Consider the following 17,005-nt stretch of genomic DNA (forward strand, 5'->3'; position numbering starts at 1 on the left):
AATAGCAAGCTATTCTCTGTTACCGCTCGACTTGCATGTGTTAGGCCTGCCGCCAGCGTTCAATCTGAGCCATGATCAAACTCTTCAGTTTAATAAGGTTGACTGTGTATCGAATCCGAGGATTCAATCACAATCTAAACTTTGCTCAAGACAAAACTGACAAACTTAAACGCAATGTGAACATTCCTATCAAAGCCGAAGCTTAAACACGAACACTCACTGAATTGATTCGAGTATTGTTAGCTTACCTTGATAATCTTGTGACTTTTCCAAGATCATCCCGGCAAGCGCCCACACGAATTATCTGACTGAATTTTTAAAGAGCTTGTTAAGAAAGAAGCGCCCGAAGCGAATCGACTTGCTTAACTGAGGCTGCGTATTATACAGAGGCAATCCTCAATGTCAACACTTTGTTTAAAACTTTTTGCTTTCATTCTAAACTCAACCAACCAGCTTAGCCAGAAAAAGAGCAAATAAAACAAGGAGTTAACCGTTGCTGGGAGACTTGCTCCGTGACAACGAGGGCGAATTATACGCACAAAACGGGACAGCACAACCCCCTTTTGTAAATTAATTACAAATTAATAAAACGGGCTTAAACCCAGAAACTGAAAACCCCGGTTCTGATTCCAGAACCGGGGCTTTCAGCAGCATATAAACAATGCAGCAGCACCGTCTATATAAGGCAGAGAGATATGCTGTTAAAGAATAGCCAGCAACTCTACTTCAAATACCAGCACGGAGTACGGAGGGATTGCACCCGCGCCGCGCTCACCGTAAGCCAGGTTCTGAGGAATCGTCAGACGCCACTTGGAACCAACAGGCATTAGCTGTAGCGCTTCAACCCAACCCGCGATCACACCATTAACCGGGAATTCAGCAGGCTGATCACGAACAACAGAGCTATCAAAAACCTCGCCATTGATCAGCTCACCATGGTAGTGAACACGAACTTTATCTGTCGCAGCAGGCTTCTCGCCCTCACCAACTGTGAGTACTTCATACTGCAGACCCGATTCCGTAATGGTAACGCCTTCTTTCTTAGCGTTATCAGCCAGATAGTTCTCGCCCGCCTCTACTGTTTCTTTATGGGCTTCTTTCTGCTTTTCTGCCAAACGCTGCTGAATAACGTCAAAAGCTTCATGCAGCTCCATATCACTTAACTGACTTTCTTTACCTTCGTAGGCCTCGCGCAAACCCAGAACGACCTGATCCAGCCCTAAACCCTCAATACCACTGCTTGCCAGCTGCTCGCCCATCTGACGACCAATGCCGTAACCTACTTTTGCTTCAACTGTATTCAGTTCGCTCATTTTAAGGCTTACCCTTTGATTTTATTAAAATTCTATTCTACCACCCCTTTCAGCCAGATTCATCCGCCTCTCTGGAGCAGCTCCGGGTTACATTCTCTGTAAACAGACGATTTTTCTGTTTTTATCTTTTCACGCAGCTTAATAAACCAATGAAGTTTACTTTTACGTAAACGTCTCTTATATTCCGATACACATGACATGGCATCACTGATTATAAAAAGCCTGTGTATTGGCTATATTAAAATCAGCAAGCCTGTTTCGTGTGCCTTATCGGGTACCGCACAATCGGGTCACAGGCAACGGCTATTTGCCAGATAAGCCGTTACCGACATAATCGGTGCTGCCTGTACTTCTGACACAATCAGATGACTAATGACAAAAACAATAAAGGAAAGCTTATGGCTAATTTAAAACAGTCCGCCAAGCAGTCCGAGGCTCCGGTGGTTCACAATCCTGTCTTTATCGATGGCAGCGATTTAACAACCCCTACTCTCAAAATCCTTCGTCAGGATGGCTCTGTCTACGAGGGCGCTGAACTGCCAGATATCAACAAAGAGCTGGCACTGAAGATTTACGACACCTTTCAGTTTATCCGGGCTCTTGATGAGCGTATGGTCGCGGCACAGCGCCAAGGCCGCATCAGCTTCTACATGACCGAAATTGGTGAAGAGGCGGCGGATATCGGCAGCACCGCTGCTCTGGCCGATGACGACATGATCATGGCTCAATACCGTGAGCAGGGTGCACTGGCATTCCGCGGCTTCCCCCTCGACCAGTTTATGAACCAGATGTTCAGTAATGAAAAAGATCTTGGCAAAGGCCGCCAGATGCCGATCCACTATGGCTCAAAAGACCTTCATTACATGACCATCTCATCCCCTTTGGGCACCCAGCTGCCCCAAGCCGTTGGTTACGCATACGGTTATAAGCTGGAAGAAAAAGATAACTGTGTTATCTGCTACTTTGGTGAAGGCGCAGCCTCAGAAGGTGACTTCCATGCCGCGATTAATATGGCAGGGGTATTCAAGGTACCTGCGATCTTTTTCTGCCGGAATAACGGCTATGCGATTTCCACACCGTCCAGTGAACAGTTTGCCGGTGATGGTATTGCACCCCGTGCCGTAGCTTATGGTCTTAAAGCGATCCGCGTTGATGGCAATGATGTTCTGGCTGTTTTGAAGGCCACCCAGGAAGCCCGCAAGCTAGCGATTGAGCACAATCAGCCTGTTTTGATTGAAGCGATGACTTATCGCTTAGGCGCCCACTCTACCTCAGATGATCCATCCGGTTACCGCAGCAAAAAAGAGGAAGAAAAGTGGCGTGAGAAGGACCCGGTTCTGCGCTTCAAACACTGGCTGATTCAACAGGGCTGGTGGAGCGAAGAGCAGGATGCCGATATTGCCGATGCCAAACGCAAAGCGGTTATGGCGGCAATGAAGGAAGCGGAAAAAGTAGCCGCCCCTCATCTTGATGATCTGATTACGGATGTCTATGACACCCCACCCAAACATCTTCAGGAACAGCTGGCTGAGCTAAAAGCTCACATCCGACAATACCCAGATGCCTACCCGAAGACTGCAGGGAGAATCGACCATGAGTAATATGAATCTGCTCCAGGCGGTCAATAACGCACTGGATATCGCCATGGAAAAAGAGCCTAAAACCGTCTGCTTTGGCGAAGATGTGGGACACTTTGGTGGTGTTTTCCGTGCTACCAGTCACCTTCAGGAAAAATACGGTAAAAGTCGCTGCTTTAATACGCCGCTGACAGAGCAAGGCATTATTGGTTTTGCTAATGGCTTAGCCGCTGGCGGGCATAAGGCGATCGCTGAGATTCAGTTTGCCGATTATATCTTTCCCGCTTTCGATCAGATCGTGAATGAAGCCGCCAAGTTCCGTTACCGTTCCGGTAATGAGTTTAATGTTGGAGGCCTGACCATTCGCTCCCCTTATGGCGGCGGTATTCACGGAGGTCTGTATCACTCTCAGTCACCGGAAGCCTATTTTACCGGTACGCCGGGGCTGAAAGTGGTTATGCCACGCAACCCCTACCAGGCAAAAGGCCTGTTGCTGGCTTCGATCCGTGATGACAACCCGGTTATATTCTTTGAACCCAAGCGCCTCTATCGCGCCTCTACCGGCGAAGTGCCGGAAGAAGATTATGAGCTGCCCCTGGGCAAAGCCGACATCATGCAGGAGGGTCGCGATATCACAGTTCTGGGCTGGGGAGCTCAGATGGAGGTACTTGAGAAAGCGGTTGCCATGGCGGCAGAGGATGGTATCTCCTGCGAACTGATCGACCTGCGTACGCTGATGCCCTGGGATGTGGAAACCGTCACCCAGTCGGTACAGAAAACCGGCCGTTTACTGATCAGCCACGAAGCCCCTCTGTCCGGTGGCTTTGCCGGTGAGATCGCAGCAACGATTCAGGATACCTGCTTCCTCTCTCTGGAATCTCCAATCGCCCGGGTTACCGGTCTGGATACCCCCTTCCCGCTGGCTCACGATAAAGAGTATATGCCGGATCATCTGAAAAACTACGAAGCGATTAAACGCAGCGTCTCATTCTGATAACCGCAGGAGATCAACATGATTCAGGAATTTATTCTGCCGGATATTGGTGAAGGCATCGTAGAGTGTGAGCTGGTCGAATGGCTGGTAAAAGAAGGTGATATTATCTCGGAAGATCAGCCCGTGGCGGATGTGATGACTGATAAAGCCTTGGTTCAGATTCCGGCTATGCATCACGGCAAAGTGGTGAAGCTGCACTATAAGCAAGGCGAGATCGCCAAAGTACATGCACCTCTGTTTGCGGTGGAGGTTGAAGCTGAAACAGAAGCAACAGGCACCTCAACCGAAGCCGCTAAAACCCAAGGTACGGCGACACCGGATACAGCAACCACAGGCAAGCGCAGTAAAGACTTTATTCTGCCGGATATTGGTGAGGGTATCGTTGAGTGTGAGCTGGTGGAGTGGTTGGTTAAAGAAGGCGACTGGGTAGAGGAAGACCAGCCCGTTGCCGATGTAATGACCGATAAAGCGCTGGTGCAGATCCCCTGCATGGATCAGGGCCGCATCAGCAAGCTCTATTATAAGCAGGGTGAAATCGCCAGAGTACACGCCCCACTGTTTGAGATCGAAATTGAAGATGACGCTCAGCCAGCTGCACCGGCAGCCGTAGCCGCAAACACCGCTGCCGAGACGATTCAGCCAGCACAGGCTACAGGTGCGTCGCCGGTTGCTCAGGGCAAAGCGCTGGCCAGCCCTGCGGTTCGCCGTATCGCGCGGGAGCATAATGTCGATATCAGTCTGGTAAAAGGTTCCGGCAAAGATGGCCGTGTGCTGAAGTCCGATATGCAGGCCTATGTCGATGCCGGTCATCAGAACCCGACAGCAGCTGAACAGACTACAAACTCTGCGCCTCAGACAGCAAACAGCCAAAGCGCTGGCAAGGAAGATCGCGTTGAGCCGATCCGCGGGATTAAAGCTGCCATGGCGAAACAGATGGTCAACTCGGTATCCACCATTCCGCACTTTACCTATGCAGAAGATATGGATATTACCGACCTGATCGCCCTGCGTAAGAAGCTGAAACCGGGTATGGAAGCCAAGGGTGTCAAACTAACCCTGATGCCGTTCTTTATGAAAGCGATGGCCTTAGCGATACAGGAATATCCTGTGCTGAACAGTCGGATTAATGACGACTGTACCGAGCTGACCTATTTGAGCAGCGTGAACATCGGTATGGCGGTGGATACCCCCATTGGTCTTTTGGTACCCAACGTGAAGAATGTTCAGGATCTGAGCATCAAAGAGATCGCACAGGAAGTTTCCCGTCTGACGGAAGCCGCCCGTGCCGGTCGTGTCGGCCAGGACGACCTGAAAGGTGGCACCATCAGCATCTCCAATATCGGAGCCTTGGGTGGCACAGTGGCCACACCGATCATCAATAAGCCGGAAGCGGCCATCGTGGCACTGGGGCGTACTCAGTCTCTGCCACGGTTTGATGCCTCAGGTGCAGTGACTGCAAGGGATATTATGCAGGTCAGCTGGTCCGGAGATCACCGGATTATCGACGGTGGCACCATTGCCCGCTTCTGTAACCTCTGGAAAGCGTACCTGGAAGATCCCACCGCGATGCTGGTCGACCTTCACTGATCGCGTCGCCTGACTAAAGTGCAGATCAGCACATAGGACGCGGAGCAAACAGGCACCTGAAGTAAATTCCGGTGCCTGTTTTGCTTTTATCGTCAGGCACATAAAGAAACACTAAGCCGCTATCATAGAAGAGAAACATTAAGCCACCACTTCAACCAGTAGCAGGGTTGCTTATGCCAGAGAATACCGCAGCAAAGACAAACAACAAGACTGAATACGACTCCCAGCTACAACACTTCTATATCAATGAAGAGCAGTCGATCTACCTGATGAGCCATCAGGATGCCCAGAAAATTAAAGATTGGGTAGACCTCTGTGAAAGCCAGCTGCGCCAACATGGCTTCAGCCAGATCGAGTTTATCGGCAAGGGTGCTTATGGCTTTGTCTTCGGTGGCCTGTCACCGGCAGGTAATCACTACGTCTTTAAATTCTCCCGAATCAATCTGCCCCAGCATATTCAGGATAGACTCGAAGAAGAAGCCTGGATGCAACAACAGCTGGATCATGACAATATTCCGGCGGTTATTGAATACACCCGAATCAAGAAGCAATCCATACTGATTATGGAACGGGCAAAAGGGATGGATCTGGAGCAGTTCAGCCTGAAACATGGCCCCTTACCGCCACGGCTAGTGGTGAGCATTGCCGCTCAACTACGGGATATTCTCTGGGCAATGCGTACCTTTCAGGAACAAAGCCCGGATGGGCAAGGCGATATTAAACCTATCGTTCATGGCGACATCAAACCCTCTAATGTCGTCATCGACCCGGAGACCGAAACTGTAAAACTCATCGACTGGGGCTCCAGCGTCTTTGCACAACTGGATAGCCAAGGACAACCGGTGGGAGATACCGGTATCAACATGATGAGCGCCGACCATCAGCACACCAACGCCAAGCTGGGGGACGTCTACTTTATTGGTGAAGAGCAGCTGAACGGCACCCTCTCCTCTCCCCGATTTGATGAACAGGGCACCGCAGGGACACTGTACGCCATCGCCTCCGGCCAATCCTGCCGCTACGGCCATAAAGCCATACCGGCAACCGCCCTGGGGCTTCCCATCGAGTTCGCCCGCACCCTGCAAACCCTGCTGGATGATGACCCACGAAAGCGCCAGCAGGCCGGAGATTACTTTATCCGCGAGATGCCCAGGATGCGGCATCTGGTTTTTGGCGAAGATCAGTGGCCCAGCCACAAGCCCCTGGTGCCGGTGTGGAGTCACCAGAAGACCGTCGCCATTGACACCGTGGTCTACAACTCCCGCAAAACCTTTCTGCGGGAAGAGCAACAGGATCATTACCTGGCGGATGTGAACGATGTCGAGCTGGAGAAATACTATAAGAACTTTATGCACGGCATGGGCAAAACTGAGCGGGCCTTCCTTGCCAGTATCAGCCGCTTAGGTAAGTACCCACTTGTTGGCGGGCTGGGGATTCACTGGGATGAGAAAGGCGTGCATATCGATTCCAGCCTTAACCTCTATGAACCTGAGCTGCAACCGGCGTTTACCGCAGCGGTAAACAACATGGTACATCTCGCCCGCTCAATTCATCGGGTAGGGATCTTCAAATGCTGTATGTTTAACGCCCGTGTCACCCTGCATATGGAGCAGGACAACCCGGACAAGCCGTTTAAAGCCCCGGACAATGCGGAAATACCCTTTGAGGTCACACCCGCACCACCGGTGGAGGAACCCAGCCGCCTGCACTCCTATTTTGAAGATGGTGAAGACCCGGAAGAACTCCTGGTACTGCCCGACCCGATCCGAAAACAGGTGGAGCGCCTGAACCAGATCCGCCATACCGGCTGTATTATTTTTGAGAGCCTGCCCAGACACCTCAAACTGCACAGTTATTATGTGCTGCTGGATGAGAGCAAAGAGGAAGAGTTTCGGGATGCACTGCGGATTATTCTGGAGAATATTCCCCTGATTGACGGTCAGGGGATTTCAGGGTTTATGAAACTGCCCTATAAAAATACGCGCAGCTTTAGCCATCTGGAATGCCAGCCGGATCATTTCTACCCGAGGAATCCGAAAGAGCAGTTGTGATCAGTGTCTGATAGGAAAAAACCTCTCCGAGCTGGAGAGGTTGCTTTTTTGGGAGCATAACCTACCCAAAACATTGGCTTAGTAAGCAGCCTTTTTTTAAGAAAAACGGCAGCTTTACTAAGCCCACATGTTTTAACTTTTTATATTAAAATACTCTCAGTTAACTTTTATTGTAGCTATTAAATCTTTAGCCACCTGGCGAGCTAACTGAGACCTAACCTCTCTTGAGTTAGTCCATTTTTTCTCACAGCGCCCCGAGCTGATAGATGGCTTTAATAAATCCACACTATATTCAAAGCTAGGGAAATCAACTGACTTTCCAAACCTGTTTTGTCGAGCAATAGAAGTGTTATTATCCGACACGAACCTCCTGATATCCCCCAGATTGGAGACATATTCTCTACTACCCATCTCAACAGATAAATCATGAACACCTGAGCTAAATTCATTAAGCTCGTGCTCACCAATCCAAGTAATCGCCCCAGTTTTCACATAAATCAATTTCGCATTCAGCTGGGATGAAATTACAGCACAGCGAACAATTGAATTCTCATTACTTTCAAAATCACTTTTGATTCCCGGGTTCTTTCTGACAAATTCCCTGACACTACTGATATGACGAAGGTCTTTATATATACTTGTCTTTTTCTCAGTATCAAACAAATTAATTTGAAGTATATAATCCGCCTTAATATCCCCAGATTCTGCAGCCCTAATAACTTCTGATATATCCGTTAATTCTTTATCACCTTCTTGTCTTGTCTTACCCGCTGATGCTGACTGCAGCTTATCTTTAAATAACTTTATCTCATCTGCATATTCTATCGAATTTATTTCCTTATCATCATACTTCCTTTTTAATTCCTCCAGAACAGGCTGAATTTCAGGGGCAACTTGAGAATGAAGGCATCTGAATTCATTCAAATTACAACGTGATTCATCACGAAGGGTTCTAAGCTTAGCTTCAAATTTTGACCTACTCAGAACATCAAAACCTTTCCTTATTAACTCTTTTTCAATTTGCTGCTCTGCTAAATTGAAAAAATCTTTTGTTTTAAAATCTTGATTAATTGCATTACTCTCAGCCTGTTCTTCGAACAATTTCGAAGGGACATTAATTACAATAGAGCTGCCTGAATCAATATTACGGGAAAAGTTCTGTACCACGTTATCGTAAATATCAATTTTATCGTCAAATTTTACATCCACATCAATTAGATCAACCTTATCTTCAGGTATCACTGGCATTGATAATAGAGGCGCATACTTTGGAGCACTGGTACAACCTGCAAGCAGGGCCAACAAAGAAATCATTATTATTTTATATTTTTTCATGTAGTTCTCTCAGATTTATTTTAATATAAAGCCGCTAAGAGCGACCGAGAAATCGCGCAACGAGCTTGAGACCCTGTGATCAAAACCAGATAATTTACCACAATCAAAAGAGATTTTGTGGGGTATCAGAGATACTGATCTGCTCATTCTGTGTACGAGTCATAGTGTGATCCTCTGCAATGTCACCAGTATTTTTAAGTCTAGATCAAATATTTTAGGGACACCCATAATTTAATTCAGCCATGTTAACACGCTAAACCTGTTTTCTGCTTACCTGAAAAGAACCTGTAGCTGCTGACCGGATGAGATCCATGCCAGTCCTCTATCCAGGGCAAACTGCTGCAGCTTTCTGATCAGACGCTGCCGCCAGCCTTCAATGATCTCAGTGGCTTTTTTCCGCTCGGCATTGCTGGAGCATTCATCCTTTTGATAACGCTCAATCAGAACCAGCGCTTTAAACAGCAGCAACCAACGACGGATTACCTCATCCTCAGACCAGGGCTCCGCCTCAGCCTGATTGATGTAAAGCACCAGATGATAGTGGTTGGACATAATGGCGTAAGCGCACACATCTACGGCGAACATCTGATCTAGCGCGGTTAAACGATCCAGAGCCCATTGACGGGCGTGTTCATAGGACTGGCCAGAAAAGGTATCTTCACCACATAAGAACGCCCGCCGAACACAGCGGGCGATGCAGTGGTAATAAGGGGGTCAGCAGTGCTGATCTGCCCATGGCGGGCACGGGGCATGGTGTGATCCTCCGTAATTTCACCAGTGATTTAAGCGTAGATCACGCGGCTGATTTTGGCAGGATCAAATGATGGGTGTCCCGGTTTTTTCCGTTTGCGGTTTTTTTGTTTGAACAAATACCGCTAAGCGAATTACATGTGATAAGTCGCGCTTAGACCCATCGTGCGAGTTTGGCCAACTGATGCACGTACTGAACTTCCTCCATTGATTTGGTAGATTATGTTTTCGTCTGTTAGATTTTTTACATAACCATCGATAGTTAAACTGCCATTAACATACTGTATGCGAGCATCGGCGCGGACGTAATCGCCTGCTTTGTAGTCTTCAGTGTTATCTAGGTCAGAATAGTATTCGCCGACGTATGTTGTATCAGCTCCAAAAGACCAGTATTCACCAATATATTGGGTAAAGCCTAGGCTTAAGTTGATTTCAGGCGCGCTAGGAAGTTCATTCCCTTTAGACGTTTCATCGTTATTAATTTCGCTACGCAGTAAACCGATAGAGCCACGTAATTGAAGGTCATCGGTTGCCCAAGTTGCAGCTTCTACTTCTAAGCCGTAGGTGTGTGCCGAATCAATGTTATTAATACGATCGTTATACATGGCTTGATAATTAGAGTAATCGTTATAGAACAGGGCGGTGTTCAATGTGGTGCCATTCTCGAATTGACTCTTGCTGCTCACTTCGTAAGCAATAATTTCCTCACTGTCATAAATATAAAACTCGCGTGTTGAGTCCCATTGATAAGCTGAGCCGCCTGGGCTGTAGCCTTTGCGAACATTGGCGCCTAATGTGGTGGTGTTGGATATAGCATGTGTTATACCAATTTTTGGTAGGAAATTTGTTTCGCTATCGTCATGATCAACATCGGTGCGGCCATCATTGACAATCAAACGGTCCGCTTCTTCTCTTTCAAGTCGAGCACCACCAATTAGGTTTGTTTTCTCAGTAAGAGCGTAGCTTCCTTCTCCGTAGAGTGCTAGTGTGGTGGTTGACGTATCATTGGCAGTGAACCAATCTCGACCACGATAGGTTATGTCTGTATCTGCGTCTTTTTTCGATGCAAATAAACCAATGACACCCATTAACGCTTTATTTGGTTGATTAAAGATAATGCGGTTTTCTATCGTTGTAGTGTCTTTGGTTATGTCGAGCAGTGTTATTCCAGGGTATTCATCAAAGCTCACTTTGCTTTTGTTGTAAGCAACATACAGGACATTATTGATGCCATTGCCTAAATTGTAATCGATATCTACCGCAACAGAGTCGGTTTTAGAATCTTGTAGGCGTATATTATTACCACTACCCAGAGTCATCAATGATCCAGAAAAATTGTCACCTTCATCATTTGCCCAACTTAGGTACTCACCTTCATACTTGTGGTGTTCGACTGTTAACTTAGCGGTTAAGTTTGGATTGCCTGCAGGCTCCCAAAGTAGCTTTCCGCGCATATTGTAGTTTTCGGCATCATCGACGTCTGGACCTGTGTCGAGTTCATTGCTAGTTTGAGCGTAGTTCATCCAGCCTTCGCCCTTAGTTCCATCGAGTGCAATACGATAGGCTAGCTCATCATCAATCAAAGCGCCTGATGACATGACTCCTAAATTGTATTTTAAATTGCCATTTTCATAGCTTTCCAGTCCAGCACGTATAGAAGATTCATCTGTAAAGGTTGGATCGTTGGTTTTAATTACTAGTGCGCCAGCTATTGAGCTAGTGCCTTGGGTCGTAGATTGTGGGCCACGTAGAACTTCCACTTGCTTGGCATCCCAGACACCGCTTGGCGTGAAGTTATAGCCAGACCAATCTTGGGTGCCACCATCAATTACAGTTGAGACACGTGAGCGTGCGCCAGTGATCAAGGCATAACCACCGGAAGCCGCCCCGTTCCCACTCATGCCTCGAATTGCCACATTACCAAATGAGGAAATGACAACGTTTGGTGCTTGTGTTGCGAGTTCTTTTACACCCTTAGTTTCGCCACTGGTAAGGTCCTCGCCATGAATAATGGTAACTGCCGTCGTCGTCTCCTTAATGTTCTTATCAATTTTCTCCCCTGTCACCACTAATGTTTCTAGTTGAGTCGAGTTTTCAGCAAATGTATTGACTGAAATTAAAGCCGCATTAATGCTGATGACAGCGATGGTCACAGTAGATAAATGACTTGGAGTGCGAGTGGATGAGTTCTTAGAGAGATACATGATATTCCTTGTTTTGCATCAGTTAAGTAAATACCCTGTTAATGCTATTGATAATGATAAAGGTTCGCAATAGCATTTTTTGGAAATATTTAACAATCTCATTTTAATTGCATCAAGGAAGAAGAGTTGTTCGAAAAAAACAGAGCACCATAGATTGCTGAACAGTGCTGGAATGGATCTCCATCAGATCGGTTATCGAGCAGTCTTGTAGTTTTTGTCTGGCAAGATCCCGAGGGAAATGAGCAAGCATCAACTACCGCTAGTGTATTATTCGATGTGGATTCCCTAACGGATCATCATAGTTGGTATCCAAAATGTCTTCAGCCCGAGGTTTCCGGTGCAACAACGGCACAAGGGATCGCATGCACGTTATAGCCGTTAATATCGTACATCTCTTGCCAGAGCTTACGGCCATTGCCGTGATAAACCCAGGCCATATACTCCCCGGCTTCCGGGCCGAAAGGCACAGAGGAAAATACCGATGCCGCCGGAATTTTCCCCACCCAGTAGCCTGGCGAGCCAAAACCGGCACTGACTTTACCGGCAGAAACCGCATCCAAAATTTCAAAAGGGGCGATTAGCTTACCGGGTTCATATTTTTTCACTCTAATGCTGCCACCGGATGTGGTGTTCAGCGTTTCTTCGATATAAGTTGCTGTTGTACCCACGCTGGGCAGCTTAGAATTAAACGCAATTGGCATCTTCAGCATGATTCTCTGCTCTGCCCCATGGGCAGGCAACGCAACAGAGGAGGCAAGACAAACGGCCAACGAAAGGGTTTTAATCGGATGTTTCATTAGGATTAGCTCCGGTTTTTCTTTATATTTATTGGCTAAGCTCTTTATTCTGAGCAAATCAACGAAGTCTAATCGGGCTAAGCCGCATCTGAAAAATGATTAGATTGAATACCGTCATTAGCTTTTTTGATGCCAGGCAGTATCAATACCTGCAAAGGCATCCTCACTCAGTACAGGAAATATGAACAAGGACGCCACCATGACAGAACCGACCACAAGTACGGCATCAGCAATCAGCCAGATGCTTAACAGCAAAACAGTACCGGTCCATTTTTCCGGTAAAAAAATGGAATACCTTAAGCTCTGGCTGATTAACCTGCTACTCAGCATCATAACGCTGGGCATCTACAGTGCCTGGGCTAAAGTCAGGAACACCCAATACCTCTATGGCCATACTCAAATTGATGGTCATCGCTTCTCATTTCTGGCTAAGCCACTGCAAATTCTTATCGGGCGAATTCTGGCCGTCGTCATTTTTGCTGTTTATGCGGTAATCTCGGGCCTGAACCCGTTATTAAGTCTGCTTTGCACCCTACTATTGCTTGCGGCCACCCCCTGGCTGATCAATGCAAGTTTGCGTTTCAGCATGCGAAATACGTCTTACCGGAATGTACGTTTCTCTTTTAAAGGCAGCTACGGCGGAGCTTTTGTGACGTTTCTGCTCTTACCCATTCTGGGAGCCATTACCGCCTGGCTGGCGATGCCCTGGGTTCTGAAAAAAATGCACCAGTATCTCTACCGGAATATCCGTTACGGTGGCCGTCCTGTGCAGCTTTCCACTTCAACCAGCTACTATTACAAGGCATCAATTATCGCTCTGATCATTGCTGCAGTAATCCTTGGCGCAGGCTACCTGTTTATTGAAGCATCGAATCTTATCTATCAGCTCCAGAATGGCCGCTGGTCACTGCCGGCGTTAATGCCAATGTTTCTGGCGTTCTATCTGATCACATTCAACCTGGTTGCCGGGCTTTTTTATGCCCTCATGTTCAATCACCTGACCAATGCCATGAAAATTGATCAGATCGCTTCCCTGAGAGCCAGACTGAGTATTCCGGCGTATTGCTGGCTCAATCTGAGTAACAGCCTTCTGTTGATTTTTACCATCGGGTTGGCCTTTCCTATTACCCAGATACGTAAAAATGCACTACTGGCCAATGCAACGGAGGTAACACTTCAGCCCGGCATCGAACAGCTGATTAATACTGAGCAAGATGATGGCAAAGCCTTTGGTGAAGAGGCTGCGGGCGTATTTGATATTGACCTGTCGCTGACCTGATGAATAAACGAAACACAGCAGGTGGATTATGACGCTGCCCACGGAGTCAAACCCATTGGTCGATGCCTCATGCCCGGCGACAGAAAGTATTCAGGGAATCCTGCAGGAAGCTGGCCGTGCCTCAGCACAGCCGGCTTTTATCCATGCAAGCGTCAGTGGCGATGTGAAGATCTTCAATATGGCCCAACAGAAGATCGCTGAGTATGGTGCCGGTGAACTCAGTTACAGCCCCATCATACCCGGCCTGCCTGTTGAGTTGCACCTGCCCAATGGAGCACGTTTTATTCCTGATGATGCCAGCTACCGTTGGTCAGGACTAAAATCTGAAGCCCATATTCTCAACTGGCTGGAAACCCGCTGGATTGTGGCTCTTGTCGCTGTGATCGCACTTCCGCTGTTTATATGGTTAGTTACCTTCAGATTAATTCCGGCGGCTGCTGGTATCGGGGTCGCTTTCCTGCCACCAAGTGTTGCCGAAGAGTCTGGTCAGCAAACACTGGCGATTCTTGACCGCATCTATATGAAGCCCAGTCAGATTCCTGAAGCGCAACAAGCCGCAATCCGCGAGCAGTGGCATAACACACTGGAAGCCCTCAGCATTCCAAAAGCGAATTACCAGCTGCATTTTCGCAGCGGGCCAATGGGCCCCAACGCCATGGCACTGCCTAACGGCGATGTGATTCTGACGGATGATATTGTTGAACTGATGGGCAACAGCCCCAGGCAGCTAACGGCTGTGATGCTGCACGAAATAGGTCATGTCGAGCACCAACATGGCTTGAAGATGATGGCCCAAACAGCGGCAACCTCTATGCTGTTTGCCCTGATATTAGGTGATATTGAAGGTGCTGGTGAGATGGTCATTGGCGCCGGAGCCAGCCTGACCCATAATGCTTTTTCAAGGGATATGGAGCGTGAAGCGGATCTCTTTGCTTACAAAAAGCTGCATCAACTGGGACATTCACCAAAAGATTTTGCCGAGGCGATGAATCGCTTAATGCAGAGTCAAACAGCGTCAGCCTCTGCAGATGACAACAGTGCTCTCAATAAGTATCTGAGTTCTCATCCCGCTATCAAAGAAAGAATCGAGGCGGCCAGAAACTGGTCACCGGCGCACTAGCCCCTCAGGTCACATAAGCTTATATTTCAAATTCTCCGCTATTTGTTTAACATGTTAACAAATAAATTACGGAGTTATCCATGAGCATCAAACTGTCTGTTGTTGACCAAAGCCCCGTTCACGGCTCCCATTCCAGGAAGGAGGCTCCTTCTCTTTCCGTTGAACTGGCGCAGTTATGTGATCAGCTCGGTTACCACAGGTACTGGGTTGCCGAGCACCATGACAGCCTGCATTTTGCCAACCCTTGCCCGGAAATCCTGGTCGCCCATATTGCCAGCATCACCAAAAACATCAAAGTTGGCAGCGGTGGCGTTATGCTTTCTCACTACAGTCCGTTAAAAGTGGCTGAAACCTTCTCTATGATGGCTAATCTTTTCCCTGGCCGCATCGATCTTGGTATTGGCCGTGCTCCGGGCGGAACAGGCCTGACCTCCAGCGCACTGGCTTTTCCCAACGCCCCTCTCCAGGGTGAGTATTATGCGGACCAGGCGGCTCTGCTGGCGGGGTTTATCAATCAGTCACTGGATCACGAGCACCCGTATCGTAATATCCATATTCTGCCCGACAGCAGTGAAAAACCAGAACTCTGGATGCTGGGTTCCAGCGGAGGCAGTGCAGCACTGGCCGGTGAACTGGGTTACAACATCGCATTGGCGCGCTTTATTGACCCGGACAATTGCCGTCCGGAAATTTTTGCCGCCCACCAGAACGCCTGGCAAAAATCCGGTCATCAGCACCCGCCAAGCCGCATGCTGGCCATCGCCTGTATCTGTGCCGAAACAGAAGAACAAGCCTATTTAAGAGCAGGTACTGCCGTCTATCGTAAGCATTCAGCTCAAATAGGACAGCGTGAAGACTTTCTGAAACCGGAAGAGGTAAAAGACCGCTACCGCCATATGTCAGCGTCCCACAAAGCCATGTTTGATCAAATCGCGGCGGGGTATACCATAGGTACGCCGGAGCAGTGCTGGGATGAAATCAGACAACTGTCGGATCAGTTCGGCACAGAAGAGATTGCCACGGTAACGGTCACTTATGGCCAGGACGAACGCATTGACAGCTATACAAGATTAGCGCAGTTTTTGTAGGGCAGTTTAAACAGCCGAAAGCGTGGCGGAGCCTGGTCAGGTCATGGCGAAGAAGGTGCCGTGCCACACAGATAGTCACAAACTAACTGATCAAGCTTGCCTTCTGCTTCCAGATTCGCGAGCGCCCGATTGAAGGGATCAAGTAAAGGTTTCAGCTCTCTGTGCAACCGAAAAGACACTGAGTTACTGGCATAAGGCAGTGAAATCCTGTAACTCAGTTTCTCACTGGTCTGGTAATAGAGCGCGACCGCCTCCGTCATCAGACCAATGTCATTCCAGCCACGGTGTACCCGCTGAGCTATTTGCCATTGATTGGAAAAATCTTCCCGAATCAAACCATTGGGTACCGGGCTTCCCCTCACCGTAGCCACTCGACGCCCCTTCAGATCCGGTAGAATAAAGAGCGGAAAAGAGAGTTCCGGCTGGTAAATAATCACATTATTCACCACACCGTAAGGTCGGGTAAAAAGAGACAGTTCTGCCAGCCGGATACTGGGGTCTGCCCCCGGGTCAGGCTGAACAGGCACAACGCCGGCTTCCACATTAATATCTCCGGCTTCAAACTGCCGCAACAGCCGGGCCTGGGACAGTGGGATAAATTCAAGTTTAACCGACCGCTCCAGATCCAATGCTATACGCGATGCGACCAAACGCAGGGTATCCGCATAAATACCGCGAAAGTCCCCTTGCCGGTCCTGCCAAAAAAAAGGCACAACCCCCGGCTGAGGCATCCCTACCTTTAAGATGATCGCTTCCGGCGTTTCAGTGGCCGTTGAGACATTAGCATCAACCGCCCCCGGGTCTGAATCCGAAGCAGAAAGCGGCCCGGCAAGGCAGACAAATAGCATGAAAGCCAAAAAAGCCATGGGATTTATGGCACGGAAGGAATAATCAATCAAAGCTCTGTGAT

14 protein-coding genes and 1 rRNA gene are annotated in these 17,005 nt (G+C 48.3%); 7 read left to right on the forward strand and 8 right to left on the reverse strand.

From position 1 onward, the window contains the following. A 16S ribosomal RNA gene (locus BTA35_RS00005) occupies positions 1-91 on the reverse strand; the annotation flags it as partial. A gap of 610 nt (positions 92-701) precedes the next feature. After that, positions 702-1,313 (reverse strand): BamJ family beta-barrel-assembly machinery protein, encoded by a 612-nt coding sequence (gene bamJ, locus BTA35_RS00010; protein ID WP_077242395.1) that lies wholly within the window; start codon positions 1,311-1,313, stop codon positions 702-704. 398 nt (positions 1,314-1,711) lie between these two features. On the opposite strand from bamJ, the gene BTA35_RS00015 reads away from it, so the two are divergent. The 4 genes from BTA35_RS00015 to BTA35_RS00030 all read left to right on the forward strand — a co-directional run bounded on the left by BTA35_RS00015 (position 1,712) and on the right by BTA35_RS00030 (position 7,522). Continuing rightward, entirely contained in the window at positions 1,712-2,914 is a 1,203-nt protein-coding gene (locus BTA35_RS00015) for a thiamine pyrophosphate-dependent dehydrogenase E1 component subunit alpha (RefSeq protein WP_077242396.1), read from the forward strand. Beyond that, the gene (locus BTA35_RS00020) at positions 2,907-3,884 is read left to right on the forward strand and encodes an alpha-ketoacid dehydrogenase subunit beta (protein WP_077242397.1); all 978 of its coding nucleotides are present in this window, start codon (positions 2,907-2,909) and stop codon (positions 3,882-3,884) included. The genes BTA35_RS00015 and BTA35_RS00020 overlap by 8 nt, the downstream gene beginning before the upstream one ends. A gap of 18 nt (positions 3,885-3,902) precedes the next feature. Further along, positions 3,903-5,471, forward strand: a complete 1,569-nt coding sequence (locus BTA35_RS00025; RefSeq protein WP_077242398.1) for a dihydrolipoyllysine-residue acetyltransferase — start codon at positions 3,903-3,905, stop codon at positions 5,469-5,471. 173 nt (positions 5,472-5,644) lie between these two features. Further along, positions 5,645-7,522, forward strand: a complete 1,878-nt coding sequence (locus tag BTA35_RS00030; RefSeq protein WP_077242399.1) for a protein kinase domain-containing protein — start codon at positions 5,645-5,647, stop codon at positions 7,520-7,522. Positions 7,523-7,678: 156 nt separating this feature from the next. Here BTA35_RS00030 and BTA35_RS00035 read toward each other — a convergent pair whose 3' ends face one another. From BTA35_RS00035 to BTA35_RS00050, 5 genes are all read right to left on the reverse strand, one after another. After that, a complete protein-coding gene (locus BTA35_RS00035; RefSeq protein WP_077242400.1) occupies positions 7,679-8,857 on the reverse strand; it encodes a hypothetical protein in 1,179 nt (392 codons plus the stop codon). Positions 8,858-9,127: 270 nt separating this feature from the next. Next, a complete protein-coding gene (locus BTA35_RS00040) occupies positions 9,128-9,442 on the reverse strand; it encodes a hypothetical protein (protein ID WP_139363597.1) in 315 nt (104 codons plus the stop codon). A 14-nt stretch (positions 9,443-9,456) separates the two neighbouring features. Then, positions 9,457-9,609, reverse strand: a complete 153-nt coding sequence (locus BTA35_RS17855; protein ID WP_160054824.1) for a hypothetical protein — start codon at positions 9,607-9,609, stop codon at positions 9,457-9,459. Between the two features lie 132 nt (positions 9,610-9,741). Continuing rightward, the gene (locus BTA35_RS00045) at positions 9,742-11,811 is read right to left on the reverse strand and encodes a TonB-dependent receptor (RefSeq protein WP_077242402.1); all 2,070 of its coding nucleotides are present in this window, start codon (positions 11,809-11,811) and stop codon (positions 9,742-9,744) included. Positions 11,812-12,131: 320 nt separating this feature from the next. After that, on the reverse strand, positions 12,132-12,608 hold the full coding sequence (locus tag BTA35_RS00050; protein ID WP_077242403.1) for a type 2 periplasmic-binding domain-containing protein: 477 nt from the start codon (positions 12,606-12,608) through the stop codon (positions 12,132-12,134). A gap of 199 nt (positions 12,609-12,807) precedes the next feature. Between BTA35_RS00050 and BTA35_RS00055 the strand changes: the two genes are divergently transcribed. From BTA35_RS00055 to BTA35_RS00065, 3 genes are all read left to right on the forward strand, one after another. Beyond that, the gene (locus tag BTA35_RS00055) at positions 12,808-13,887 is read left to right on the forward strand and encodes a YjgN family protein (RefSeq protein WP_160054835.1); all 1,080 of its coding nucleotides are present in this window, start codon (positions 12,808-12,810) and stop codon (positions 13,885-13,887) included. A gap of 28 nt (positions 13,888-13,915) precedes the next feature. After that, on the forward strand, positions 13,916-15,007 hold the full coding sequence (locus tag BTA35_RS00060; RefSeq protein WP_077242405.1) for a M48 family metallopeptidase: 1,092 nt from the start codon (positions 13,916-13,918) through the stop codon (positions 15,005-15,007). An 80-nt stretch (positions 15,008-15,087) separates the two neighbouring features. Further along, complete coding sequence (locus BTA35_RS00065; RefSeq protein WP_077242406.1) at positions 15,088-16,095, forward strand: MsnO8 family LLM class oxidoreductase; 1,008 nt, start codon at positions 15,088-15,090, stop codon at positions 16,093-16,095. Positions 16,096-16,136: 41 nt separating this feature from the next. Here the strand turns inward: BTA35_RS00065 and BTA35_RS00070 are convergent, their stop codons facing one another. Continuing rightward, positions 16,137-16,994, reverse strand: coding sequence for a substrate-binding periplasmic protein (locus BTA35_RS00070; RefSeq protein WP_238377447.1), 858 nt, complete (start codon positions 16,992-16,994; stop codon positions 16,137-16,139). Positions 16,995-17,005 lie beyond the last annotated feature (11 nt).

It is taken from the genome of Oceanospirillum linum, from assembly GCF_001995095.2.
In the GTDB taxonomy this organism is placed as follows: domain Bacteria; phylum Pseudomonadota; class Gammaproteobacteria; order Pseudomonadales; family Halomonadaceae; genus Oceanospirillum; species Oceanospirillum linum.

Bases quoted from the DNA above. Each gene is read 5' to 3' on its own strand.
- BTA35_RS00065 (WP_077242406.1), top strand. From the start codon at position 15,088: ATGAGCATCAAACTGTCTGTTGTTGACCAAAGCCCCGTTCACGGCTCC.
- BTA35_RS00030 (WP_077242399.1), top strand. From the start codon at position 5,645: ATGCCAGAGAATACCGCAGCAAAGACAAACAACAAGACTGAATACGAC.
- BTA35_RS17855 (WP_160054824.1), bottom strand. From the start codon at position 9,609: ATGCCCCGTGCCCGCCATGGGCAGATCAGCACTGCTGACCCCCTTATT.
- BTA35_RS00045 (WP_077242402.1), bottom strand. From the start codon at position 11,811: ATGTATCTCTCTAAGAACTCATCCACTCGCACTCCAAGTCATTTATCT.
- BTA35_RS00060 (WP_077242405.1), top strand. From the start codon at position 13,916: ATGACGCTGCCCACGGAGTCAAACCCATTGGTCGATGCCTCATGCCCG.
- BTA35_RS00015 (WP_077242396.1), top strand. From the start codon at position 1,712: ATGGCTAATTTAAAACAGTCCGCCAAGCAGTCCGAGGCTCCGGTGGTT.
- BTA35_RS00020 (WP_077242397.1), top strand. From the start codon at position 2,907: ATGAGTAATATGAATCTGCTCCAGGCGGTCAATAACGCACTGGATATC.
- BTA35_RS00055 (WP_160054835.1), top strand. From the start codon at position 12,808: ATGACAGAACCGACCACAAGTACGGCATCAGCAATCAGCCAGATGCTT.
- BTA35_RS00040 (WP_139363597.1), bottom strand. From the start codon at position 9,442: ATGTTCGCCGTAGATGTGTGCGCTTACGCCATTATGTCCAACCACTAT.
- BTA35_RS00050 (WP_077242403.1), bottom strand. From the start codon at position 12,608: ATGAAACATCCGATTAAAACCCTTTCGTTGGCCGTTTGTCTTGCCTCC.
- bamJ (WP_077242395.1), bottom strand. From the start codon at position 1,313: ATGAGCGAACTGAATACAGTTGAAGCAAAAGTAGGTTACGGCATTGGT.
- BTA35_RS00035 (WP_077242400.1), bottom strand. From the start codon at position 8,857: ATGAAAAAATATAAAATAATAATGATTTCTTTGTTGGCCCTGCTTGCA.
- BTA35_RS00025 (WP_077242398.1), top strand. From the start codon at position 3,903: ATGATTCAGGAATTTATTCTGCCGGATATTGGTGAAGGCATCGTAGAG.